Origin of the sequence: Methylobacterium sp. J-043 (assembly GCF_022829505.1) — a bacterium.
GTDB classification, from domain to species: Bacteria; Pseudomonadota; Alphaproteobacteria; order Rhizobiales; family Beijerinckiaceae; genus Methylobacterium; species Methylobacterium extorquens_A.
In genome coordinates this window covers 54722-75055 of the sequence record NZ_JAKSYB010000025.1, presented here as the reverse complement: position 1 = coordinate 75055, position 20334 = coordinate 54722, and the positions used below count along the sequence as shown (strand labels likewise).

General features: G+C 70.9%; 18 protein-coding genes. 10 read left to right on the top strand and 8 right to left on the bottom strand.

All coding sequences use genetic code 11. The annotated features are described in order from the left end of the window. The first annotated feature begins 196 nt into the window (after nt 1-196). Genes argJ through MKK50_RS01860 form a run of 4 tightly spaced genes read left to right on the top strand, consistent with a single transcriptional unit; the run spans nt 197 to nt 4146 of the window. Complete coding sequence (gene argJ, locus MKK50_RS01875) at nt 197-1441, top strand: bifunctional glutamate N-acetyltransferase/amino-acid acetyltransferase ArgJ (RefSeq protein ID WP_499020000.1); 1245 nt, start codon at nt 197-199, stop codon at nt 1439-1441. After that, nucleotides 1438-2160, top strand: a complete 723-nt coding sequence (locus tag MKK50_RS01870) for an SIMPL domain-containing protein (RefSeq protein WP_499019998.1) — start codon at nt 1438-1440, stop codon at nt 2158-2160. The genes argJ and MKK50_RS01870 overlap by 4 nt, the downstream gene beginning before the upstream one ends. After that, nucleotides 2157-2573, top strand: coding sequence for a (deoxy)nucleoside triphosphate pyrophosphohydrolase (locus MKK50_RS01865; RefSeq protein WP_060768254.1), 417 nt, complete (start codon nt 2157-2159; stop codon nt 2571-2573). Before MKK50_RS01870 ends, MKK50_RS01865 begins: the two co-directional genes overlap by 4 nt. A 28-nt stretch (nt 2574-2601) precedes the next feature. Beyond that, complete coding sequence (locus MKK50_RS01860) at nt 2602-4146, top strand: DUF6880 family protein (protein WP_499019996.1); 1545 nt, start codon at nt 2602-2604, stop codon at nt 4144-4146. 8 nt (nt 4147-4154) lie between these two features. Here the strand turns inward: MKK50_RS01860 and MKK50_RS01855 are convergent, their stop codons facing one another. After that, nucleotides 4155-4511, bottom strand: a complete 357-nt coding sequence (locus tag MKK50_RS01855) for a DUF427 domain-containing protein (protein ID WP_499019995.1) — start codon at nt 4509-4511, stop codon at nt 4155-4157. Further along, nucleotides 4508-5401, bottom strand: coding sequence for a methyltransferase domain-containing protein (locus tag MKK50_RS01850; RefSeq protein WP_499019992.1), 894 nt, complete (start codon nt 5399-5401; stop codon nt 4508-4510). The genes MKK50_RS01855 and MKK50_RS01850 overlap by 4 nt, the downstream gene beginning before the upstream one ends. A gap of 201 nt (nt 5402-5602) precedes the next feature. Between MKK50_RS01850 and MKK50_RS01845 the strand changes: the two genes are divergently transcribed. Both MKK50_RS01845 and MKK50_RS01840 read left to right on the top strand, forming a co-directional pair. Continuing rightward, complete coding sequence (locus MKK50_RS01845; RefSeq protein ID WP_499019989.1) at nt 5603-5830, top strand: hypothetical protein; 228 nt, start codon at nt 5603-5605, stop codon at nt 5828-5830. Between the two features lie 29 nt (nt 5831-5859). Then, nucleotides 5860-6627, top strand: coding sequence for a ComF family protein (locus tag MKK50_RS01840; protein ID WP_499019986.1), 768 nt, complete (start codon nt 5860-5862; stop codon nt 6625-6627). A gap of 80 nt (nt 6628-6707) precedes the next feature. Here MKK50_RS01840 and MKK50_RS01835 read toward each other — a convergent pair whose 3' ends face one another. The 4 genes from MKK50_RS01835 to MKK50_RS01820 all read right to left on the bottom strand — a co-directional run bounded on the left by MKK50_RS01835 (nt 6708) and on the right by MKK50_RS01820 (nt 13638). After that, on the bottom strand, nt 6708-7967 hold the full coding sequence (locus tag MKK50_RS01835) for an MFS transporter (RefSeq protein WP_253367928.1): 1260 nt from the start codon (nt 7965-7967) through the stop codon (nt 6708-6710). A gap of 261 nt (nt 7968-8228) precedes the next feature. Next, complete coding sequence (locus MKK50_RS01830) at nt 8229-11975, bottom strand: AAA family ATPase (RefSeq protein ID WP_499019984.1); 3747 nt, start codon at nt 11973-11975, stop codon at nt 8229-8231. Nucleotides 11976-11986: 11 nt separating this feature from the next. Continuing rightward, on the bottom strand, nt 11987-13252 hold the full coding sequence (locus MKK50_RS01825) for an exonuclease SbcCD subunit D (protein WP_499019982.1): 1266 nt from the start codon (nt 13250-13252) through the stop codon (nt 11987-11989). Nucleotides 13253-13377: 125 nt separating this feature from the next. Then, nucleotides 13378-13638: a hypothetical protein gene (locus MKK50_RS01820; protein ID WP_499019980.1), complete on the bottom strand. Its 261-nt coding sequence runs from the start codon at nt 13636-13638 to the stop codon at nt 13378-13380. Between the two features lie 340 nt (nt 13639-13978). Here MKK50_RS01820 and MKK50_RS01815 point away from each other — a divergent pair, with 340 nt between their 5' ends. Together MKK50_RS01815 and MKK50_RS01810 are read left to right on the top strand one after the other, a co-directional pair. Beyond that, on the top strand, nt 13979-14896 hold the full coding sequence (locus tag MKK50_RS01815; RefSeq protein WP_253367937.1) for a L,D-transpeptidase: 918 nt from the start codon (nt 13979-13981) through the stop codon (nt 14894-14896). 67 nt (nt 14897-14963) lie between these two features. Next, on the top strand, nt 14964-16844 hold the full coding sequence (locus MKK50_RS01810) for a S9 family peptidase (protein WP_499019978.1): 1881 nt from the start codon (nt 14964-14966) through the stop codon (nt 16842-16844). 77 nt (nt 16845-16921) lie between these two features. Here the strand turns inward: MKK50_RS01810 and MKK50_RS01805 are convergent, their stop codons facing one another. Both MKK50_RS01805 and MKK50_RS01800 read right to left on the bottom strand, forming a co-directional pair. Next, entirely contained in the window at nt 16922-17269 is a 348-nt protein-coding gene (locus MKK50_RS01805) for a hypothetical protein (RefSeq protein WP_499019976.1), read from the bottom strand. Between the two features lie 185 nt (nt 17270-17454). Further along, complete coding sequence (locus MKK50_RS01800) at nt 17455-18489, bottom strand: alpha/beta hydrolase (RefSeq protein WP_499019974.1); 1035 nt, start codon at nt 18487-18489, stop codon at nt 17455-17457. 146 nt (nt 18490-18635) lie between these two features. Here MKK50_RS01800 and meaB point away from each other — a divergent pair, with 146 nt between their 5' ends. Both meaB and MKK50_RS01790 read left to right on the top strand, forming a co-directional pair. After that, nucleotides 18636-19625: a methylmalonyl Co-A mutase-associated GTPase MeaB gene (gene meaB / locus MKK50_RS01795; RefSeq protein ID WP_253367946.1), complete on the top strand. Its 990-nt coding sequence runs from the start codon at nt 18636-18638 to the stop codon at nt 19623-19625. Then, nucleotides 19622-20254 (top strand): pyroglutamyl-peptidase I, encoded by a 633-nt coding sequence (locus MKK50_RS01790; protein ID WP_499019972.1) that lies wholly within the window; start codon nt 19622-19624, stop codon nt 20252-20254. Before meaB ends, MKK50_RS01790 begins: the two co-directional genes overlap by 4 nt. The last annotated feature ends 80 nt before the right edge of the window (nt 20255-20334 follow it).

Genomic DNA, 20334 nt, shown 5'->3' with positions numbered 1-20334 from the left:
CCCCGCATGAGATGCGCCGGGGAGACGCCGTCTCACGGCTGCGGGCCTCACCGCGCGTGTTGACGTGAGGCCCGGCGGGCGCAAGACAGCGACCCGCGACCATGACGTTCATGCCCGTGTCGCCTGCGCATGCGAGGCCGCCCCTCCCGATGCGGCCGAATGGGCAAGAGCGGGTACGAGACGGAGCCGACGAACGATGTCATCCACCGAGATCTCCCCCCTGGCACCCGCCGCCTCGCCGTCGCTGCCGGAGATCGCGGGCGTGCGCGCAGCCACGGCGCAGGCCGGCATCCGCTACAAGAACCGCACGGACGTGCTCTACGTCGCCCTGGCCGAGGGCACGCAAGTGGCGGGGGTGTTCACCCGCTCGCGTTGTCCCTCCGCGCCGGTGGATTGGTGCCGTGATGCCCTGAAGGCGGGCAAGGGCGCGCGGGCGCTCGTCGTGAATTCGGGGAACGCCAACGCCTTCACCGGGCTGAAGGGTCGCGAAGCCGTGGCGCTGACCGCGGACATCGCGGCGCAGGCCGCCGCCTGCGCCCCGGAGGCGGTGATGATCGCCTCCACCGGCGTGATCGGCGAGCCGCTCGACGCGCGCAAGTTCGAGGGCGTGCTGGCCGAATGCGCCGGACGCGCCGAGGGTGGCGCCGACGCCTGGGCGCAGGCCGCGCAGGCGATCATGACGACCGACACCTTCCCCAAGCTCGCCTCCCGCCGGGTCGAGATCGACGGCGTGCCGGTAACGATCAACGGCATCGCCAAGGGCGCAGGCATGATCGCCCCCGACATGGCGACGATGCTGGCCTTCGCCTTCACCGACGCGGCGCTGCCGCAGGACGTGCTCCAGGATCTGCTGAGCGCGGGCACGAAGACATCATTCAACTGCGTGACGGTGGACGGCGATACATCCACCTCCGACACGCTGCTGCTCTTCGCCACCGGTGCCGCCGGCAACGCGGCGGTGACGCAGGCCGACGATCCGCGGCTCGCCGGATTCCGGGCGGCCTTGGACGATCTGCTGATCGAACTGGCGCAGCTCGTCGCCCGCGATGGGGAGGGTGCCAACAAGCTCGTGACCGTCGAGGTCGAGGGTGCCGAAAGCGATCCCTCCGCCCACCGCATCGCGATGTCGATCGCCAACTCGCCGCTGGTGAAGACCGCGGTGGCCGGCGAGGACGCCAATTGGGGCCGCGTGGTGATGGCGGTTGGCAAGGCCGGCGAGCCCGCCGACCGCGACCGCCTCGCGATCTGGTTCGGCGACGTGCGCGTCGCGGTGCAGGGCGCACGCGACCCCGATTACAGCGAGGAAGCGGCCAGCGCCGTGATGCGGCGGCCCGAGATCACCGTGCGGGTCGATCTCGGCCTCGGCCAGGGTCGGGCGCGCGTCTGGACCTGCGACCTCACCAAGGCCTACGTCGCCATCAACGGAGACTATCGCTCGTGAAGTTCTTTTCCGCGCTCGCCGTTCCCGTCCTCTTGTTCGCCATGGCGACGCCTGCCGTGGCCGATGACGAGAACGGGCGCATCCGGGTGATCGGCCGGGCCTCGCAGGAGGTCGCGCCGGATTTCGCCTCGGTGGAGATCGGCGTCGAAACCCGCGGCGCCACGCCGGCCGCCGCCCTTGATGCCGCGAGCCAGGCGGCGAAAGGTATCGTCGCGAGCGCTAGGGAAATGGGTGTGGCGGAGGCCGATATCGGCACCTCCTCGATCACCCTGCAGCCGCGGACCAAGACCGTCCGCCAACCCGACGGCTCGATGGGCGAGCGGGACGACGGCTACACGGCGGGCAATCGCGTGCGGGTGCGCCTGGCCGAGATGGGCAAGCTCGGCGAACTGATGCGGCGCACCCTCGAATCCGGGGCCAACCGGATCCAGGGGATCAGCTTCGGCCTGCGCGACCCGGCCGCGGCGGAGGCCGCCGTGCAGGTCGCCGCCGTCAAGGATGCCCGCGCCCAGGCCGAGCGCATCGCCGAGGCGACCGGTGTGAAACTCGGCACCGTCGTCTCGATCGAATCGCCGCCGCGAGCCGAATCGCCCCGGCCCATGCCCTACGCCATGGCAATGAAAGCGCCGGCTCCCCGCGGCCGCACCGCCGTGCCGGTCGTGGCGGGAGCGATCGAGACCTCGGCCGAGGTCGATGCCGTGTTCGCGATCAGCCGATGAGCACGCCGCTCAAGCTTCTTCTCGTCGTCGCGGCGGCCCTGGTCGATGCCGACGGGCGGGTGCTGATGGCCCAGCGCCCCGAGGGCAAGGCGCTGGCCGGCCTCTGGGAGTTTCCCGGCGGTAAGGTCGAGCCCGGCGAGCGGCCGGAGGAGACGCTGATCCGAGAACTCGCCGAGGAACTCGGCATCACGGTGAAGGAGCCGTGCCTTGCGCCGCTCACCTTCGCGAGCCACGCCTACCCGGATTTCCACCTGTTGATGCCGCTCTACATCTGTCGGCGCTGGGAGGGGCTTCCGCAGTCGCGCGAGGCGCAGGCACTCCGCTGGGTGCGGCCGGGGGCTTTGCGCGATCTACCGATGCCGCCGGCCGATCTGCCGCTGATCCCCTTCCTGATCGATCTGCTCGGACCCTGACCGGACCCGAGGCCTGAAGGGGGAAGCGATGGCGCGACGGGCGAAGGCGGCGGTCGAGAGCGGGGTTTCGGCGAAAGCGCCTCCCCAATCGACGCCGCCCAAAAAATCCCGCAGCACCACGCCGACGGCTGAAAACCTCGCGGCACTCAGCCAGGAGCGGCTCATCGCCCTGATCCTCGAAGAGGTCGGCCAGAGCGCGCCGTTTAAGAAGCGGGTGAGTGCCGCGATTGCCGCTCTCCAAGGGCCCGACAGGGTGGCGGCCCTGATCGACCGCCGCCTTTCGGCGCTGGAAAAGGCCCGCGGCTACATCGATTGGCAGAAGCGCCGGGCTTTCGCCTCCGACCTCGACGCCACGCTCGCGACCATCCTCTCCGACCTGAAGCCGCTCGATGCCGGCATGGCCCTCGACCGGCTGCTGCGCTTCCTCCGGAGCGCCAGCGCCACGCTGGAGCGGGTCGATGATTCCAGCGGGCAGGTGCACGCCGTCTACGAGGCCGCCGCCGAAGCCGCGGCAGGCTTCGCGGCGGGGCTCTCGGCGGATGCCGCGCTGAGCTTCGCGACCCGCGCACTCGACGGTCTCGACGACGATGGCTTCGGCCTCGTCGGTGCCCTGCTGGTCGATCTCCTGCCGAAGCTGCCGAAGGCCGCGCTCGAACCGCTCGACGCACATCTGGTCGAAGCCCTCGCCAAGCTTCCGGCATCGGCCAAGAAGAAGGCCGGGCCGGCGGTCTTCGAGATGGCCGGGCAGGAATGGGAGCGGCGCTACCACCGTCTGAGCCTTATCCGCCTGCGTCAGGTCATCGCCGACGCCCACGGTGACGCCGACGCGTTCATCGCCCTCGAACTGGAGATGTCGCCCGAGCGGCCCGATCTCCCGGCGGTGGCCGAGCGGCTGCTCGCGGCAGGCCGCGCCGCCGAGGCCCTCGACTGGATTCGCCGCAAGCAGAAGCGCGGCACGGTCGTGATGACCCGCGAGGATCTGATCGTCGGCGGCTTCGATCCCGACGGCCCGGAACGCGAGCGCGAGGCGGTCGAGATCCGCATCCTCGACGCGCTCGGCCACAAGGACGAGGCGCAAGGTTTACGCTGGTCGCGGTTCGAGAAGAGCCTCGATCCGCAGGCGCTGCGCGATTACCTAGCCCGCCTGCCGGACTTCGAGGACGAGGAGGCTCTGGAGCGCGCCTTCGTCCACGCCGCGAACCGCAAGGATCCGCATGGCGGCCTCTACTTCCTGATCCGCTGGCCGAATCTGGATCGCGCCGCCCGCCTCGTGCTCGATCGGCGCGACGCATGGTCGGGCCGGATCTGGGAGTTGCTCGCCCCGGCCGCCGAAGCGCTGGAGCCGGACCATCCGCTCGCGGCGAGCGTGCTCTATCGCGCGCTCATCGACGACATCCTCGAACGCGGCCGCTCGCCCGCCTATGGTCACGGCGCCCGCCATCTGATGCGCCTGGGCGAACTCGCGCGGGAACTGGCGCCGGGCGATCTGACGCCGAGCCACGCCGAGTACGCGGCACAGCTTCGCAAGGCGCATGGGCGCAAGTCGGGGTTCTGGTCTCAGGTTGAGGGGTAGGGCGAGCCTCAAGCCTCGATCGCATCGACCCGGTCGGGATAGAAGGCGACGTGGCCGCGGATGCGCGCCACCGCCGGAAACGGGTTCTCGTAAGACCACGCCGCCGCTTCCTGGGTCGCGCCGCCGACGCTCAGGTCGAGATAGAAGGCCTCGCCCTTGTAGGGGCAGAAGGTCCGCCGCGGATTCGGGGCAAGCGCGTCCGCGGCGACATCCTCGCGCGGGAGGTAGAGAACGGGGTCGTACCCCGCCTCGCACAGTTTCAGCGCCCGCCGCGTCTCGGCAACGACACGCCCACCGAGCCGTACCCGCACGGGCCTTGGGTGGGGCGTGATGGTGATCGGATGGGCGGGGCCGGGCTCCTTCATGCCGGCTCTTCCCGGATCGGAAACCGGTGCTCGGCGGCGCCGAGGGCGTCCGCGAGCCGCGTCTTGGCGCTGCCGGGCCGCAGCGGCTTCTGCTGGCTCTCATGCGGTGCCCAGCCGGACAGCCACAGGATCTCGAAGGTCGCCCGCAGCCGCCCGTCCGGATCGGAAAAGCGCTCGGCGTAGATCGCGGCGGCCCGCATCAGCGTCGCCCGGCGCAGCGGTACGCGGCGGCGGTCGTGCAGGGCGTTGGTCAGCCCCATGGCACGCAGATCGCGCATCAGCGCAAAGGGGTCGCCGTAGCGCACAGTGATCGTGTCCGCGTCCACCACCGGCAGGGCGAAGCCCGCCCGCTGGAGCAGGCCGCCGAGGTCGCGCAGCTCGGCAAAAGGTGCCACGCGCGGGCTCACGCCGCCTTCGGTCTCGCTCTCGGCCTGGAGGAAGGCTTGGCGCAGCTCTGTCAGCGTCGCACCTCCGAGCAGGCCGGCGAGGAACAGGCCGTCGGGCTTGAGTGCCCGGCGCACCTGCAGCAGGGCGCCCGGCAGATCGTTGACGTGCTGAAGCGCCAGGGCCGACACCGCAAGGTCGAACCCGGCATTCCCACCGAATGGCAGCACTTCAGGGTCGCCGACCACCGAGCCGGCCGGCTCAGGGATCGGAGCGAGGCGGATCATCCGCTCGACCCGGCCGCTCTGCAGTAGGCGCTCGGACACAAGGGGAAGCGGCGTACCGAGATCGAGTGCGACGGGAAAAGAGCGGGTGACCGCCGCCAGACGATCCTCCAGATCCTCGGCGACCCGCTCAAGCAGGAAGCCGGCATAACCCGAACTTTGCGCACGCGCGATGCGGCGGCGAACAAGGGCGGGATCAAACAGGGGGGCGGACTCGTTCATCGATCGGGGAGATGGGGCTCCGAGGGTGCGGCGGCCAGGGCGTAAGTTTGGTTCCGGCGCTGTGTCCGCAGGCATCTCTCTGTTCGTGCAGGCGCCGTTTCACGATTTCGCGAATCGTGCCTCTGCACTATCATCGGTTGGGATGGCCTTGGAACGGAATCCGGGTCTCTCCGTTTTGCTCGTCGATCGAGGAGGTTGAAGATGACACGGATTCTGATCCGCGCCGCTCTGATCCTTGTCGCCGTCGCGCTGGCCAGCACCGCGGAGGCCAAGGGTTGCCTGAAGGGTGCCGTGGTGGGTGGCGTGGCCGGGCACATGGCCGGACACGGCGTCATGGGTGCCGCGGCCGGCTGTGCCGTCGGTCGGCATCAGGCGAACAAGCGGGATAAGGCGGCTCAGCAGGGCGCTCAGCAAAACGGCGCGCACTGACAGTGTAGCCTGACGACATTCGTCTATCGATGGCGGCGCCCGGACAACCCGCTCTGTGGAGCGGCGTAGGGCGCATCGCTTCGACCGTCATCGGTCTGATCTATCCTCCGACCTGCGTGTCCTGCGGAGCGGCGACCGGTCAGCCGCACGCTCTCTGCGCCGCCTGCTGGAGCGGTTTGCGGCTGATCGAGCGGCCCTATTGCGAGCGGCTCGGCACTCCCTTTGCCCTCGATCTCGGCGTCGGCCGCCTGCTTTCGCCCGGCGCCATCGCGGAGCCGCCGGCTTTCGATCGGGCACGGGCCGTCGCGCTTTATGAGGGCACGGCACGCGACCTCGTTCATCGTCTCAAATACAATGACCGTCTCGATCTGGCTCGGACCATGGCACGCATGATGGCCTCGGCCGGGCGTGAACTGCTGGACGAGGCGGAGTTGATCCTGCCCGTGCCTCTGCACGGCTCGCGCCTTTGGCGGCGGCGTTTCAACCAATCGGCCCTGCTGGCCCGCGAGATCGCCCGTGTTGCTGGAACACCGTGCGATTTGCGGACACTCGCCCGTGTGAAGGCGACACGGCCTCAGGTCGGCCTGACCCGCCATCAGCGCGCGATGAACCTTCAGGGTGCCTTTCGTGTGGCGGAAGCCGCGCGATCACGGATCGCCGGACGGCGCCTCCTGCTCATCGACGACGTGGCCACCACGGGTGCCACGGGCAACGCCGCTGCACGGGTGCTGCTGCGCGGCGGTGCGGCGAGCGTCGATCTCCTCACCTTTGCAACGGTGACGCGGGACGGGCTGTAAGGCCGTTCCGTCGCCCCAACGGAAACGGGGGCCGCGAAGGCCCCCGTCCGAACGATCCCTGTGAGACGGACCGATCCGCTTTACGCGCCCGCGGGCTCCATGCGGCCCCCGGCCTGAGCCTGCGCTTCGGCCGGCTGATCGAGCACCTTGCCGCGGGGGCCGACCCAGGCGCCGACCCACTTGCGCTGCCACAGGAACAGGCAGCCGAGCACCAAGCCGGTGAACAGGGCGTAGATCACGAAGCCCGAGGCGAAGCCGCCGGTATACTGCTTCGAGAAGCCCATGACGTTGGGCAGGATCGCGCCGCCGAGTGCTCCGACCTCGCCGATCATCGAACCGGCGACCGCGGTGTTTGTCGGCCAGCGCAAGGGGACGAGCTGGAACAGCGCGCCGTTGCCTGCGCCGAGTGCGGCGAAGCAGAGCATGAACAGCAGCGTCGTCACGGCGAGCGAGGGCGTGGTGGTCAGCGCCAGGAACGAACCGATCGCGGCCAGCAGCACCAGGGAGAGGACGAGGATGCCGCCCATCCGGTCGGCGAAGTAACCGCCGAGGATGCGGATGCCGGAGCCCATCAGGGCAGCCAGCATCGTGAGGCGACCGGCCTCGACCTTCGTGACGGCGAACTGCTCGTAGAAGAAGGTCGGCAGGAAGTTCGACAGGCCGATGAAGCCGCCGAAGGTGATGATGTAGATCAGCGAGAACGACCAGCCGTCCTTGGTGAACAGGCAGGAGACATGCTCCTTGAAGCTCTGGCCGTGGCAGTCCGGCGGCTCCTTGGCGAGGACGATCATCACGAGGATCGGGATGATCATCACGAGGCCGGCGAAGCCGTAGACCGCCTGCCAGCCATAGGCCTGGGCCAGCGGCGGCGCGAACAGCACGGCGAGCACGGTGCCGGAATTGCCGGCACCCGCGATGCCCATGGCGAGCCCCTTGTGCTCCGGCGGGAACCAGCCCGAGCCGAGCGAGAGCGCCACGCCGAACGAGGCGCCGGCGATGCCGAGCAGCACGCCCATGGCGAGCACGTCGTTGTAGGAGGAGACGAAGAAGAAGCCGTAGGCCATCGCCAGAACGATGACTCCCATCTCCGTCAGTGCCGCGTTCTTGCGGCCGATATACTGGGCGAGGATCCCGAGCGGAAAGCGCATGATCGCGCCGGCCAGGATCGGAAGCGAGATCATGAAGCCGGTCTGGGCCGGGGTCAGTCCGTAGGTCTCGGTAATGAACGGGCCCATGGCGCCGTTGAGCACCCAGATCGCGAAGCAGAAATCGAAATAGAGGAAGGCGGCGAACAGGGTCGGGGGGTGGCCCGACTTCATCACGGTCTTGAAGGATGCCATCGGCGTGCTCGTGGGGCTCGAAGACGCGCCGTTCGGGCAAGCCGGGCGCGGTCTCTCATGCGGAAGAGTGTGTCCGGACATGCGCCGTCCGAGCGCGAGGCGCCGTTGCCCCGCTCGCCGCCCGAGGGCTGCGACACTCACAATGCAGCCGGCGTGCCAACTCATTCCCTGCTAGCAACCGGCGGCAGCACCCGGCTGCGACCGCTGTGTGCCGCTGACGCAAGCATCACTGCCTATGAACGATGCAGCGGCCACGCTGCCTCAAACGACGGCAGCGCCGCGATCCACCACGCGGACTACGCTGCGGCCGCTGCCGCGCTTCTCCACCCGGATCTGCACGGCGATGCGTTCCATCATTCCGGCAACGTGGGTGATGACACCGACCTTGCGGCCGCGGCCCTGAAGCGTTTCGAGCGCGTCGACGGCAAGGTCGAGGGTTTCGGCGTCGAGAGAGCCGAAGCCCTCGTCGATGAACAGCGTATCGACGAAGGACTGTCGCCCTTCCAGGCCGGACAGAGCTAGTGCCAGCGCCAGCGAGACGAGGAAGCGCTCACCGCCCGACAGGCTGCGGGTCGCCCGGCGCTCGTCGCCCATGTCGCGATCGACAACGTGCAGGGCGAGGTCGGCGCCGACGCTGCGGGCGAGGCGGTAGCGCGGGCTCAGGGCCCGAAGCTGATCGTTGGCGAGATGCACGAGGTGATCGAGGGTCACTCCCTGCGCGAAGCGCCGGAAGCGGTCGCCGCCCGCCGAGCCGATGGCCTCCTCGACCCGGTGCCACGTCGTCAGCTCGGCCGTCGCGGCCTCGATCTCCCCCGCGAGGTCGGCGGCCTTGGCGCGGGCCGCCTCGTCTCGCCTAAGCTCCGCGTCGAGGGCGCCGAGGCGTTGCTGCGCCTGCGCCATGGCCTCGGCGAGGCGGCCCGCCTCGGCCTCGGCAGCGGCGATGTCGATCCCGGCCTCGGTGTCCAGCGCCTCGACATCCGCGCGGCGGGTGGCGAGGGCGGTCCGCGTCTCGGCCGCCTCACGCGCCAGCCGGTCGAGGCCGGCGCGCAGTGCGTTGCGGGTCTCGGCCGGTACGGCGAGCAGCGCGGCCACCGCCTCGCGCCCCCGCTCGCCGCAGGCCTGCACGAAGGCCGCCTCGGCCGCCCCGTGGCGGGTGGCGGCGCGCTCCGAGGCCGCGATGGCACCGGCCTCGTCGGTGACGGCACCCGTCAACGCGCGGGCGGCCTCGGCGCAAGCAGTTTGCGCGGCCTGAAGGGCCTCTCGGGCGGCGCGGCGCTCGTTGTTGAGCCGGGTGCGGTGGGGGCCGGTCGGTTCGCCGCCGAGAAGGCCGGCGCGTTCCCCGCGGGCCTGAACGAGGCGGGCCTGCCGTTCCTCGGCCTCCGCGCACGCCTTACCGGCCGTACGCGTCTCGGCCTCCCGCAGGGATGCGGCGGCAGCCCGTTCGGGCGCCAGGGCGCCGAGTTGCGCTTCCAGGCCGGCATGCCCGGTCCGTAAGGCTGTGTAAGCCTGTCCGAGCGTCGTCACCCGCTCAGCGCACATCTCCGGGTCACGGTCGAGATCACCCAGGCTCAGATCGGCGGCACTCAGGGCGGGTGCGAGCTCATCCGCCAGCTCCGCGACGCGCTGGAGGAGGGCGGCCTGCGCGCTCTCCGCGCGCTCGGCCGCGAGCCCGGCCTCGGTCCGGCGCTGGGTGAGGGCGTCGAGCGCGCGGGCCTCCGCTTCGGCCCGTGCCTCCGCCGCGTCGCGCTCGCGGATCAGACCGTCGATCTCGCCGCGCAGCGTTCGCGCCGTAGCAAGCAGGTGCAGCGTGGCATCGCGTTCGGCTCGGGCGGTCGTCCCAGCCGCGGCCAGCGCTGGCGCATCGGGCCCCGGCGGCAGGACGGCCGCGAGCCCGGCAGCTTCGAGCAAGGCCAGGACACCGGGAAGCGTGGCGCGATAGCGGGCGGCGGTGGCCGCCGCTGTTTCGGCCGCAGCGGCGGCGCGCTCCTGGGCGTCGTCGCGCCGGCCCTCCGCCGCCGCGAGATCGCCGCGGGCGCGGTCATGGGCCGCTTGGTGCTCGGCGATCCGCGCGTCGAGTTCTGTGCGGCGGGCCCGCATCTCCTCGGCGAGCCGACCGAGCGCACCATCGGATTCGTGGGCGTGGGGATGGTCGGCGCTGCCGCAGACAGGGCAGGGCCCGCCGGCGACCAGCAGGCTGCGCAGCCGGGCGGCCTCGCGCGAGACGCTCTCCTCGGCGAGTTCGGCCAGGGGCGCGATCTCGGCGCGGCGAATTCCGGCCTCGTGCAACGCTTGGTCTTCCACCGCGTAGCGCGCGGCGGCCTCGGCCGCGATCAGACCGGCTTCCGCCTCGGCCTCCGTGGCGGCGGCGCGGTCGGCGAGCGCCGTGCCGTGGCGCCCGGCCAGGGCGTAGGCCTCGCGCAGGCCATCGAGCAGACCTTCGAGAGCGGCGCTGCGCGCCTGCGCGGCGGGCTCGGCGAGCGCAGCGAGCGCCGCTTCGCGTTCCGCGCGCGCGCCGGCCAAGGACTCGCGGCGGGCGCGGAACGCGGCGAGCCGGGCAGCGCCGGCTTCCGTCTCGCCGTCGCAGCCGGCGATCTCGGCCCGCCGCGCCGCGCCTTCCTGTCCGGCCGCCGCCGCCTTCGCGTCGAGCCGCGCCCGCTCGCGGATGCGCCGGGCGAAGTCGCCGCCGCGTTCGGCCAGCGGCGCATGGCGGCTGTCGGCGTCGAGTTGGCGGGCCGCGGCGTCGCGAGCCGCCCGCGCCTCGTCGAGCCGGCGCTCGATCGCCGTCAGTGCCGCCGCCGCCGCTGCCGCCGCCTCGTCCGATCGGAGAGCGCCCTGTGCCGCACCGGCCGCTTCCTGCTCGGCGATGGTGATGGTCGCGTCGAGCGCGGCGGCCCGGTCCCAGAGCGGGCCGAAGCTCTTGAAGACGGCCTCCGCCGCCTCGTCCGCCGCATTCGCCTCCGCCCGCTTGGCCTCGACGGCTGAAGCGGCGGCTTGCGCGGCTCGGACACGGGCACCGGACGCCTCGACCCGCGCCTGCGTCTCGTCGTGCTCGCGGGCTGTCTCGCCCAGGGCCTCGGCCCGTCCGCGCAGCGGCTCGACCGCGTCGAGTTCGGCGAGCCGGTCCCGGTCCGGTCCGGCCGCCTCCAGGCTTTCACCCGCCGACGCGGCGCGGCGTTCGGCCTCCGCAAGTGCCGCGCGCGCGGCCGCGATCCGGCGGGCCGTTTCGAGGATGCGGCCGATTGCTGCCTGCTCTTCGCGCCACGCCTCGAGCACAGCGCGCAACGCCTCGCGCTCGATACTACGGCTCGACAGCCCCTCCGCACCGAGCAGGCCGATTTCGCCGCGGCGGACCTCCAGCGCCTCGACGGCGCGGCGGTGCGCCTCGTAGCCGAGATGCACCCGCTTCGAGATCTCGGAATAGATTGCCGTGCCGGTGATCTTCTCCAGAAGCTCGGCCCGCTCGCCCTCGGCGGCGAGGAGGAAGGCGTCGAACTCGCCCTGCGCCAGCAGCACCGTGCGTCTGAACTGATCGAAGGTCAGGTCGGTCAGCGCGACCACGCGGTCGAGCACCTGCGTCTTGCCCGCGGCGACGGCGCTACCGTCGTCGAGCCGGTGCAGGCGCCGCCGCTCCGCCTGAAGCTTTCCGGTCGCCCGGTTGCGGGCGCGAAACGCCTCCCAGCCGACGCGGTAGGTCACGCCGTCCTGGCCGATGAAATCGACCTCGGCGTAGCCCGCGCCCGCGCCCCGGCGCAGGATCGCCCGCCCGTCGCTGGCGCTCAGCGCCTCTCCGCCGGGATCGGGCACGTCCTCGCGGCGGGTCACGGCGACGCGGGGATAGCGGCCGTAGAGAGCGAGACAGAGCGCGTCGAGGATGGTGGACTTGCCCGCGCCGGTCTCGCCGGTGATGGCGAACAGGCCGGTCGCACCGAGCGGTTCGGCCGCGAGATCCACCGCGAAGGGTGCCGCGAGGCTCGCGAGGTTCTCGCCGCGGATCGCGAGGATGCGCATGTGCTAAAGCCTCAGGCGTCCACACGTGCGCGGTGGAACACATCGAGATGGGCGGGCTCGGGTTCCTCGTCCCACTTGGCGCGGTAGGCGAGACGGAACAGCTCCTCCGGGTCGCGCTCGGACAGGCGCGGCGGTGGCGCTTCCGATTCCACGATCTCGATCGCGGCCCGCGGCGGCACCGTCACTCGCACATCGACCACGCGGACCGGAAAGCTCTCGGCGATGCGGTCCACCTCGGCGCGGTAGCCCGGCAGCAGACCCTCGCGGGCGAGCCGGACCTGGATGTAGGGCCGCGCGTCCATCGGCAGTTCGGGAGCAAGCGCCAGGGCGGCGAGATGGTCGCCAAGATCGGCCAGCGGCATGTCGCCCGATGCCGGGAGACGCAGGAACGGCACGGGGCGTGGGATCTCGATATGCTCGATCTCCGCCGCGCCCGCGCCGAGCGTCACCAGGGTGACCCCGTGGCGGTAGGGCTGCTCGGCCGCCGAGAGCGGCATCAGCGAGCCGCAATAGCGCACCTGTCCCCGGCCCAGCGCCTGAGCTCGGTGGAGATGGCCGAGCGCCACGTAGCGCGCCTCCTCCGGAAACACGTCGGACGGCACGGCATGCTCGCCGCCGACGAGGATGCGCCGCTCCGCGCCCTCCGATTCGAGGCCACCCGCCACGTGGAGATGGCCGGTGACGAGGAGCGGCAGGCCGGCGAGCTGCGGCCGGGCCGCTTCGAAGAGCTGGCCGTAGAGGTCGCGCACCGCCCGCACGATCGGCGAAGTCTCGCCGATGCGGGGCTGCTGGCCAAGTGATGCTTCCCGACCAAGTGACGAGAGCGGCGGCAGGCAGGCGGCGGTGGGATAGGAGACGGCAAGCACCTGTGCGGCCACGTCCCCGTTGGCCGAGCGGACCGGCACGAGGTGTCGGTCGAGATCGATCGCGCCGTCGCGGCGGCGGACATTGCCGACGACGTGGACCCCAATCGCTTCAAGCAGTGGGCGCGGCGCTTCCAGCCGTCCGGCGGCGTCGTGGTTGCCGGCGGTGATGACGATGGTCATGGCCGGCCGCGCCGCGTGGAGGCGCGCCATCAAGGTGTAGAACCGCGCCTGCGACTCGCCGGACGGGTTCTGGCTGTCGAACACGTCGCCGGCCACGACAAGGGCATCGACCTCGCGTTCCACGACGATGCTCTCGAGGCAGCCGAACACCGCGTCGTGCTCGCGCTCGCGGGAGAAGCCGCGCAGGGTCTGGCCGATATGCCAATCACCCGTATGGAGAACGCGGATCACTGAGGACGCCACTCACCGGGGCCGCGACCGTCGCCGCCTCGGGCGGTTTGTAGCGGGTTAGCCCGCCGGCTTCGAGAGCGTACCGGCCGCAGGCCCGGATCTCTTGTGAGTCGCGGCCAACTGGATCAGTGGCAGACGGTGACCGTCTTCACGATCCAGCCCTCGTCTGCCTGCCAGAGCTTGCGCCGCACGCGGTTGCAGTTGGCGGCTTCGGCGGCGGTCCAGGCGGTCTGCGGCGCGAGCGGCTGCGGCTTTGCCGCTGACTGCGCGACCGCCGTCCCCGCGGGGCGCGAGGGCGCCGCCTTGCGGGCGGCCAGGGCTTCGCCGGGCAGCATCAGGCCGAGGCAGAGCAATCCGAACGAGGAGCGGAGGAGGGAGGCGCGCAAGGGGAGGGGTCCGTGGTCGGGCCGAACGGCTACGCTTGATCTAGAGACCGGGCCGGCCAATGCAATTACCGTCGCCCACAATTCGCCGTCGAATCCGCACCTTTTTTACGAAATCGTTAAAGCCCCTCATTCCGCGCATGGCGGACGTGCGTGTAACCTTTCGGACACAATGTTCGCACACTTGCCGGTGCAGGAGCCGTGACGGTTGCGTTCGGCCCTGACGCCCGGCCGCTTCCTTGCTAGGGAGCAAGCGGGGCAGTTCAGCCGGCCCGGATGATCGTGACCGTTTCCCCGTATTCCGGAGACGTTTCCCGGCCCGGCCACTTCGATCGAGCGATCCATGTCAGTTCAGAACCGCCGTAAGCTTCTTCTCGGAGCCGTGACGAGCCTCGGGCTCGCGACCCTGCCGGGGCACGTCCTCGCCCAGAGTTTCGACGGGTTCGACGACGACCGTCTCTATCAGGACGGCAACGGCCAGCTCTACCGCCGCCGTGGCGGGCAGTACGTTCCCTATAACGGCCGGGTCAGCAACGGGCGGCCGGTGCCCGAGACGCAGACGGATCTCGACGCCGAGGCCTATGCCCGTCGCCGGGCCGAGCGCATGGGCGAGCCGCCCGCCGCCGAGGCGCCGAACCAGACGCCGCGCCAGCAGCAGGCCGGTTATCCGGTGCCGCCGCAGGAGCCCGATAACGGCCCGATCGACTACACGCGCGCCTACGCAGCGCTCGCCAACGAGCCCTTCCCGGTCCAGGCGATTCCTTACAAGAAGTTCAACCCGATCTACCTGCGCCAGGAGGTCGAGTTCCGCACCAACGAGGCGCCGGGCACCATCGTGGTCGATCCCAAGGCGCATTTCCTCTACCTCATCCTGCCGAACGGCCGGGCACGGCGCTACGGCGTCGGCGTGGGCAAGCAGGGCTTCTCGTGGTCGGGCAGCGCCACCGTCAACTCGAAGCAGGCCTGGCCGGATTGGTATCCGCCCAAGGAGATGATCGCCCGCCGGCCGGACCTCGCCCGCGAGGTCGACAAGTTGCAGAGCGGTCTCGGCGTGCCCGGCGGCAGCCGCAACCCGCTCGGCGCCCGCGCCATGTATCTCTGGCAGAACAACAAGGACACGCTGTTCCGCATCCACGGCACGCTGGAGCCGCACTCCATCGGCAAGAGCGTGTCCTCGGGCTGCATCCGCATGATCAATCAGGACGCCATCGACCTGTTCAACCGTGTCGAAGTCGGCGCGAAAGTGGTGGTGCTCGGCTGATCCCGCGATAGTTTCCTCGCACGGGGGCCCGTCTTCGAACGGCGGGCGCCGGACACGAGGAAACATCATGGTCGATCTGATCCCGCGCGCGCATCTCTTCGGCAACCCGACGCGCTACGGTCATCAGATCAGCCCCGACGGGCGCCGCCTCGGCTGGGTGGCGCCGCATGAGGGCGTGCTCAACATCTGGTCGGCGCCGATCGACGACCTCAATGCGGCCGCGCCCGTCACGACCGACCGCCGCCGCGGCATCGACGCCTACGCCTTCGCCTATGACGGGCGCCACCTCCTCTACGTGCAGGACGCGGACGGCGACGAGAACCACCACCTCTACGCCGTCGATCTCGAAACGGGTGAGCGGCGCGACCTGACGCCGATCCCCGGCATCGCCGCGGCGATCGTCGGCCTCAGCCGCATCGTGCGCGACCGGGTGCTCGTGGCGATCAACGACCGCGACGCGCGCTTCCACGACCTGCACAGCGTCGATCTCGCCACCGGCGAGCGCCGCTTGGTGGCCGAAAATCCGGGCTTCGCCGGTTTCCTGATCGACGAGCGCTATACGGTGCGCTTCGCCTTTCGTAACCTTCCGGACGGTTCGAGCCAGTTGATCGCCCCCGACGGCGCGAACTGGAAGCCGTGGCTCACCTTCCCGCCCGAGGATGCCCGCGTCTCCGGCGCGGAGAACCTCGACGCGGCCGGCACCGCCTTGTTCTGCCGCGACAGCCGCGGGCGCAACACCGCGGCGCTCACCCGCATCGATCTCGCCACCGGTGAGACCCGCGTGCTCGCCGCGCACGAGGAGGCGGATATCGGCGCGGTGCTGCAGGATGCCGAGACGCACGAGCCGGTCGCCTACTCGGTCACCCACGCCCGCAAGTCCTGGCATGTGCTCGACCCGCGCTTCACCGACGACTTCGCCTTCCTCGAGACCCAGGGGCTCGGCGATTGGTATCCGGCGAGCCGCACCGAGGACGATTCGCTCTGGATCGTGGTGGCCCGCGCCGACACCCGCGTCGGCGAGGCGGCGATCTACGACCGGCGGGCGAAGAGCCTGCACTCGCTCGGCAGCGCCCGGCCGGAGCTGGAGGGTGCGCCGCTCGCCCCGATGAGCCCGGCGATCATCCGCTCCCGCGACGGCCTCGATCTCGTCTCGTATCTGACCCGCCCGCTCGATGCGCAGGGCCCCGGCCCGCTGGTGCTGCTCGTCCATGGCGGCCCGTGGGCGCGCGACAGCTTCGGCTTCGACGGCATCCATCAATGGCTGGCCAACCGCGGCTATGCCGCGCTCAGCGTCAACTTCCGCTCCTCGACCGGCTTCGGGAAAGCCTTCCTCAATGCGGGTGACCGCGAATGGGGCCGGCGGATGGACGACGACCTCAGCGATGCGGTCGCCTGGGCCGTGGCGCAGGGTGTGGCCGATCCCGCTCGCGTGGCGATCATGGGCGGCAGCTACGGCGGCTATGCCACGCTGATGGCGCTGACCCGCAACCCGGGATCTTACGCCTGCGGCATCGACCTCGTCGGCCCGGCCAACCTCGAAACCTTGGTGCGGACGATCCCGCCCTACTGGGAGGCGATGCGGGCGCAACTCCACCGTGCCATCGGCGATCCCGACACCGAGGAGGGCATGGCCCTCATCCGCGAACGCTCCCCGGTCTACCTTGCCGACCGGATCAAGGCGCCGCTGCTGATCGTGCAGGGCGCCAACGATCCGCGGGTGAAGCAGGCCGAATCCGACCAGATGGTCGCCGCGATGGAGCGGGGTGGCATCCCTGTGACCTACCTGCTGTTCCCGGACGAGGGCCACGGCCTCGTGCGCCCGGCCAATCGGCTCGCCTTCTTCGCGCGTGCGGAAGACTTCTTGGCGCGCCATCTCGGGGGGCGCTGCGAGCCGATCCAAGCGGACGAATCTGCGGGAACGTCGATGCAGGTGGTGCGGGAGGGATAGTTACGCCTCCCGATCGTATGGCCATGCCGGCGGAAATTGCCGGCATGGCCTGTCCTCGCGCGGAGATTCGCGTTCCGTCACGCGTCGAGCGTCTGATCCTCGTCCTCGTCGTCGATGTCCACGAGGAAGACGATGTCGGCCTCGTCCTCGTCGTCCGAGCCGTCGCCTTCTGCTTCGTGCTGCGCGTCGGGCTCGAAATCGCCCTCGCCGTCATCGGAGGCGAGCGCGTCCTCGAACTCTTCGATCTCGTCCTCGCTGGCCTTGCGTACGGTCAGATCCGACGTGCCGTTCCAGATCGGCTGGCCGTCGATCGTCATCGTGCGGATGTCTTCCTTGAAGCCGTCGCAGGTGAACAGGTCGCGGGCGGTCGCCTCGTCGCCGTTGATGACCGCGATCGCCTTGCCGTCGATCTCGAGCGTGAACATCGGGACTGTCCTCGAAAGAGGGGAAAGAGCCGCGGGCCGACGGGCGGCTTTGCGCGGGAAACCCGGACCGGACTGGCCGGGTTCGGCGGCGCTTGTAGGACGGCGGAGTCGGATTCGTCGATGGGCCAAAGCTACGCGTTCCCGGCAATCGCCGCAAAGCGAGGTATCACGCCACTGAATTTGCCTCAGGTGCCGCTGCTGCCCCGCGAGACGGCCCGCTTGACGACGGCCTGAACCTCGCGGTTCGACAGGAACAGGTCGTGGTTGAACAGGCCGCCGCCATAATCCGAGGCATCGGCCACGCGCACGCCCAGGGCCTCCAGGCGCTCCCGGTCGGCGGCGCCTGCGCGGACGACGCCGCCCGCGATGGCGCCGGAGAGTTCGAGCGCCCGGTCGTTCGTCGCCGAGATGACGGTGATGCGCTTGGCGTCCGGCCCCAGGCGCTCGACGCCGTTGGCGAAGAGGTCGATGTCGATGTCGGGGGCGGCAAGCACCACCGCGCCGATCCGGGCAACCGCCGCCTCGCCGGCCTCGGCCCGCAACATGCGCAGGGTCTCCAGCGTGAGGAGCGTGCCCATCGAGTGAGCGACGATATGGATGCGCCCGCCGCTCGGCGTGGTCGCCACGGTTTTCAGGAGATCCTCGAAGGCGTCGCGGGACCACAGCGCGCTCTCGCGGTCGTAGCCGTAGTCGAAGGTCGCCGCGGCCGAGGGCCAGGTGAACAGGGCCGAGGCGCCGTTGAAGCGGATGCCGTCGGAGAGGCGGGCGGCGCTCACCGCGGCCGATTCGAAGCTCTCGCGGTAGCCGTGGACGTAGATCAGCACGTCGCGGCCGAAGGCGGATTGGGCGAAGGCCGCCGCCGCGCCCGACCCCGTGGTGACGTCGCCGACGGAGCGGACGCCCCAATCGCCGCTCACCACCGACGAGACCTTGCCGATCAGCGAGCGGTCCGGCGCGGTCATGCGCGCCTCGGCAAAGCTCAGGCCCCGGCCGCGCTCCGAGCCGAAGAACGGCGCTTTGGGCGGATTGCCGCTGGCCGGGCGACGGGTGGTGGCGATGAGGAGCACCGGGCTCACGTCGAGTGCCGACTGCGTCTCGCCGACGGTGCCGGTGGCGAGCCCGTCCATGACGCAGGCCGACAGGGCAGGGGAGAGGCCGGCCACGCCCGCCAGCCCCATGAGGCGCAGGAGGGAACGGCGGGTCGCGTCGGAGGGCTGCATGAGCGGTTTCGAGTCCCCGAAGAATCCCGTTCCGGTGGCAAGCCGGCTCTGGGCTCCCCTCCTTCGCGCACGATCTTGACCGTGGCGGGGCACGATTGGGATTTTGGGCACTCGACGCCCGCGCGACGCCCCGGCATGAAGGGGGCATGAGCGCGACCCTTCCCGACATGGACACACTCCGCGAGCGGCTTCTGGCGGGAGACCGGGCAGCGCTCGCCCGCGCCATCACGCTCGCCGAGTCGCGCCGGGCCGATCACCGGGCAGCGGTGCGCGACCTCATCGACGCGGTGCTGCCGCAGACGGGCCGCGCGATCCGCGTCGGCATCACCGGCGTACCGGGCGTCGGCAAATCCACCACGATCGACGCCCTGGGTTCGCTCCTGACCGCGGCGGGCCACAAGGTGGCGGTGCTGGCCGTCGATCCGTCCTCGACCCGCACCGGCGGCTCGATCCTCGGCGACAAGACGCGGATGGCGCGGCTCGCCATCGACCGCAACGCCTTCATCCGGCCCTCGCCCTCCTCGGGCACGCTCGGCGGCGTCGCGGCCAAGACCCGCGAGACCATGCTGCTGTGCGAAGCGGCGGGCTTTGACGTCATCCTGGTCGAGACCGTCGGCGTCGGCCAGTCGGAGACGGCGGTGGCCGATCTCACCGACTTCTTCCTCGTGTTGATGCTGCCGGGGGCCGGCGACGAGCTTCAGGGCATCAAGAAGGGCATCCTGGAACTCGCCGACATGATCGCGGTCAACAAGGCCGACGATGGCGACGGCGAGCGCCGGGCGAGTGCCGCCGCCTCCGAGTACCGCGCCGCGCTCCACATCTTGACGCCGCCGTCCGCCACGTGGACGCCGCCGGTGGTCACGATCTCCGGCCTGCACGGTAAGGGCCTCGATTCCCTCTGGAGCCGGATCGAGGATCACCGCGGCAAGCTCACCGCCACCGGCGAGATCGCGGGCAAGCGCCGCGAGCAGGACGTGAAGTGGATGTGGGCGCTCGTCCACGAGCGACTGCACCAGCGCCTCGTCGGCAGCGCGGAGGTGCGCCAAGCCACCGCCGAGGCGGAGCGGGCTGTCGCGGGCGGCGAGCACTCACCCGCTGCCGGCGCCGACGCGATCGCGACCCTGATCGGGTTGTGAGCCGCCTGCTCATCACGGGCTTCGGCCCGTTCCCGACCGTCCCCGACAATCCGAGCGCCCGCCTTGCCCGGCGTCTGGCGGCGTCACCGCATCTGCGCCGCATCCTCGGCCACGCGCCGCACTGCCTCGTGCTGGACACGCGCTACGACGCCCTCGACACGGGGCTGGCTCCGGCCCTGGCCAGGGGCCCGCGCGCCGTGCTGATGATCGGGGTGGCCGCGCGCCGCTCCCGCGTCTGTGTCGAGACCCGCGCGGTCAACCGGGTCAGCCGGTTGTTTCCCGATGCGAGCGGGGCGGTGGGGGGGTCCCTCGCGTTCGACTCGGACGGCCCGGCGCAGCGCCGGAGCGCCGCGGCGGCGCAGGTGCGGGTGGCCTTGAGGCGCGCCGGCCTCGATGCCGCTGCCTCGCGCGAGGCCGGACGCTACCTGTGCAACGCTTCGTACTACCGGGTGCTGGCGACCGGGCGGCCGGCTTTGTTCCTGCACATTCCGATGCCGAGGCGCACCCGGCGTCCGAAACCCGGCGGAGGGCGCGAACGGCCCGCGCTCGATCTCTGGGCCGAAGCCTTCATCGAGGCGGCGCGGGTGCTCGCCCTGCGGGGCAGGGCTTTAGAGCCGTATCCGACCTGATTGCATCGGGCCGGCGTCTCGAGATCCTTGTTTTGACGCGCATCCTTTCGACGAACCGGTTTCCACTTCGTCGGAATGCG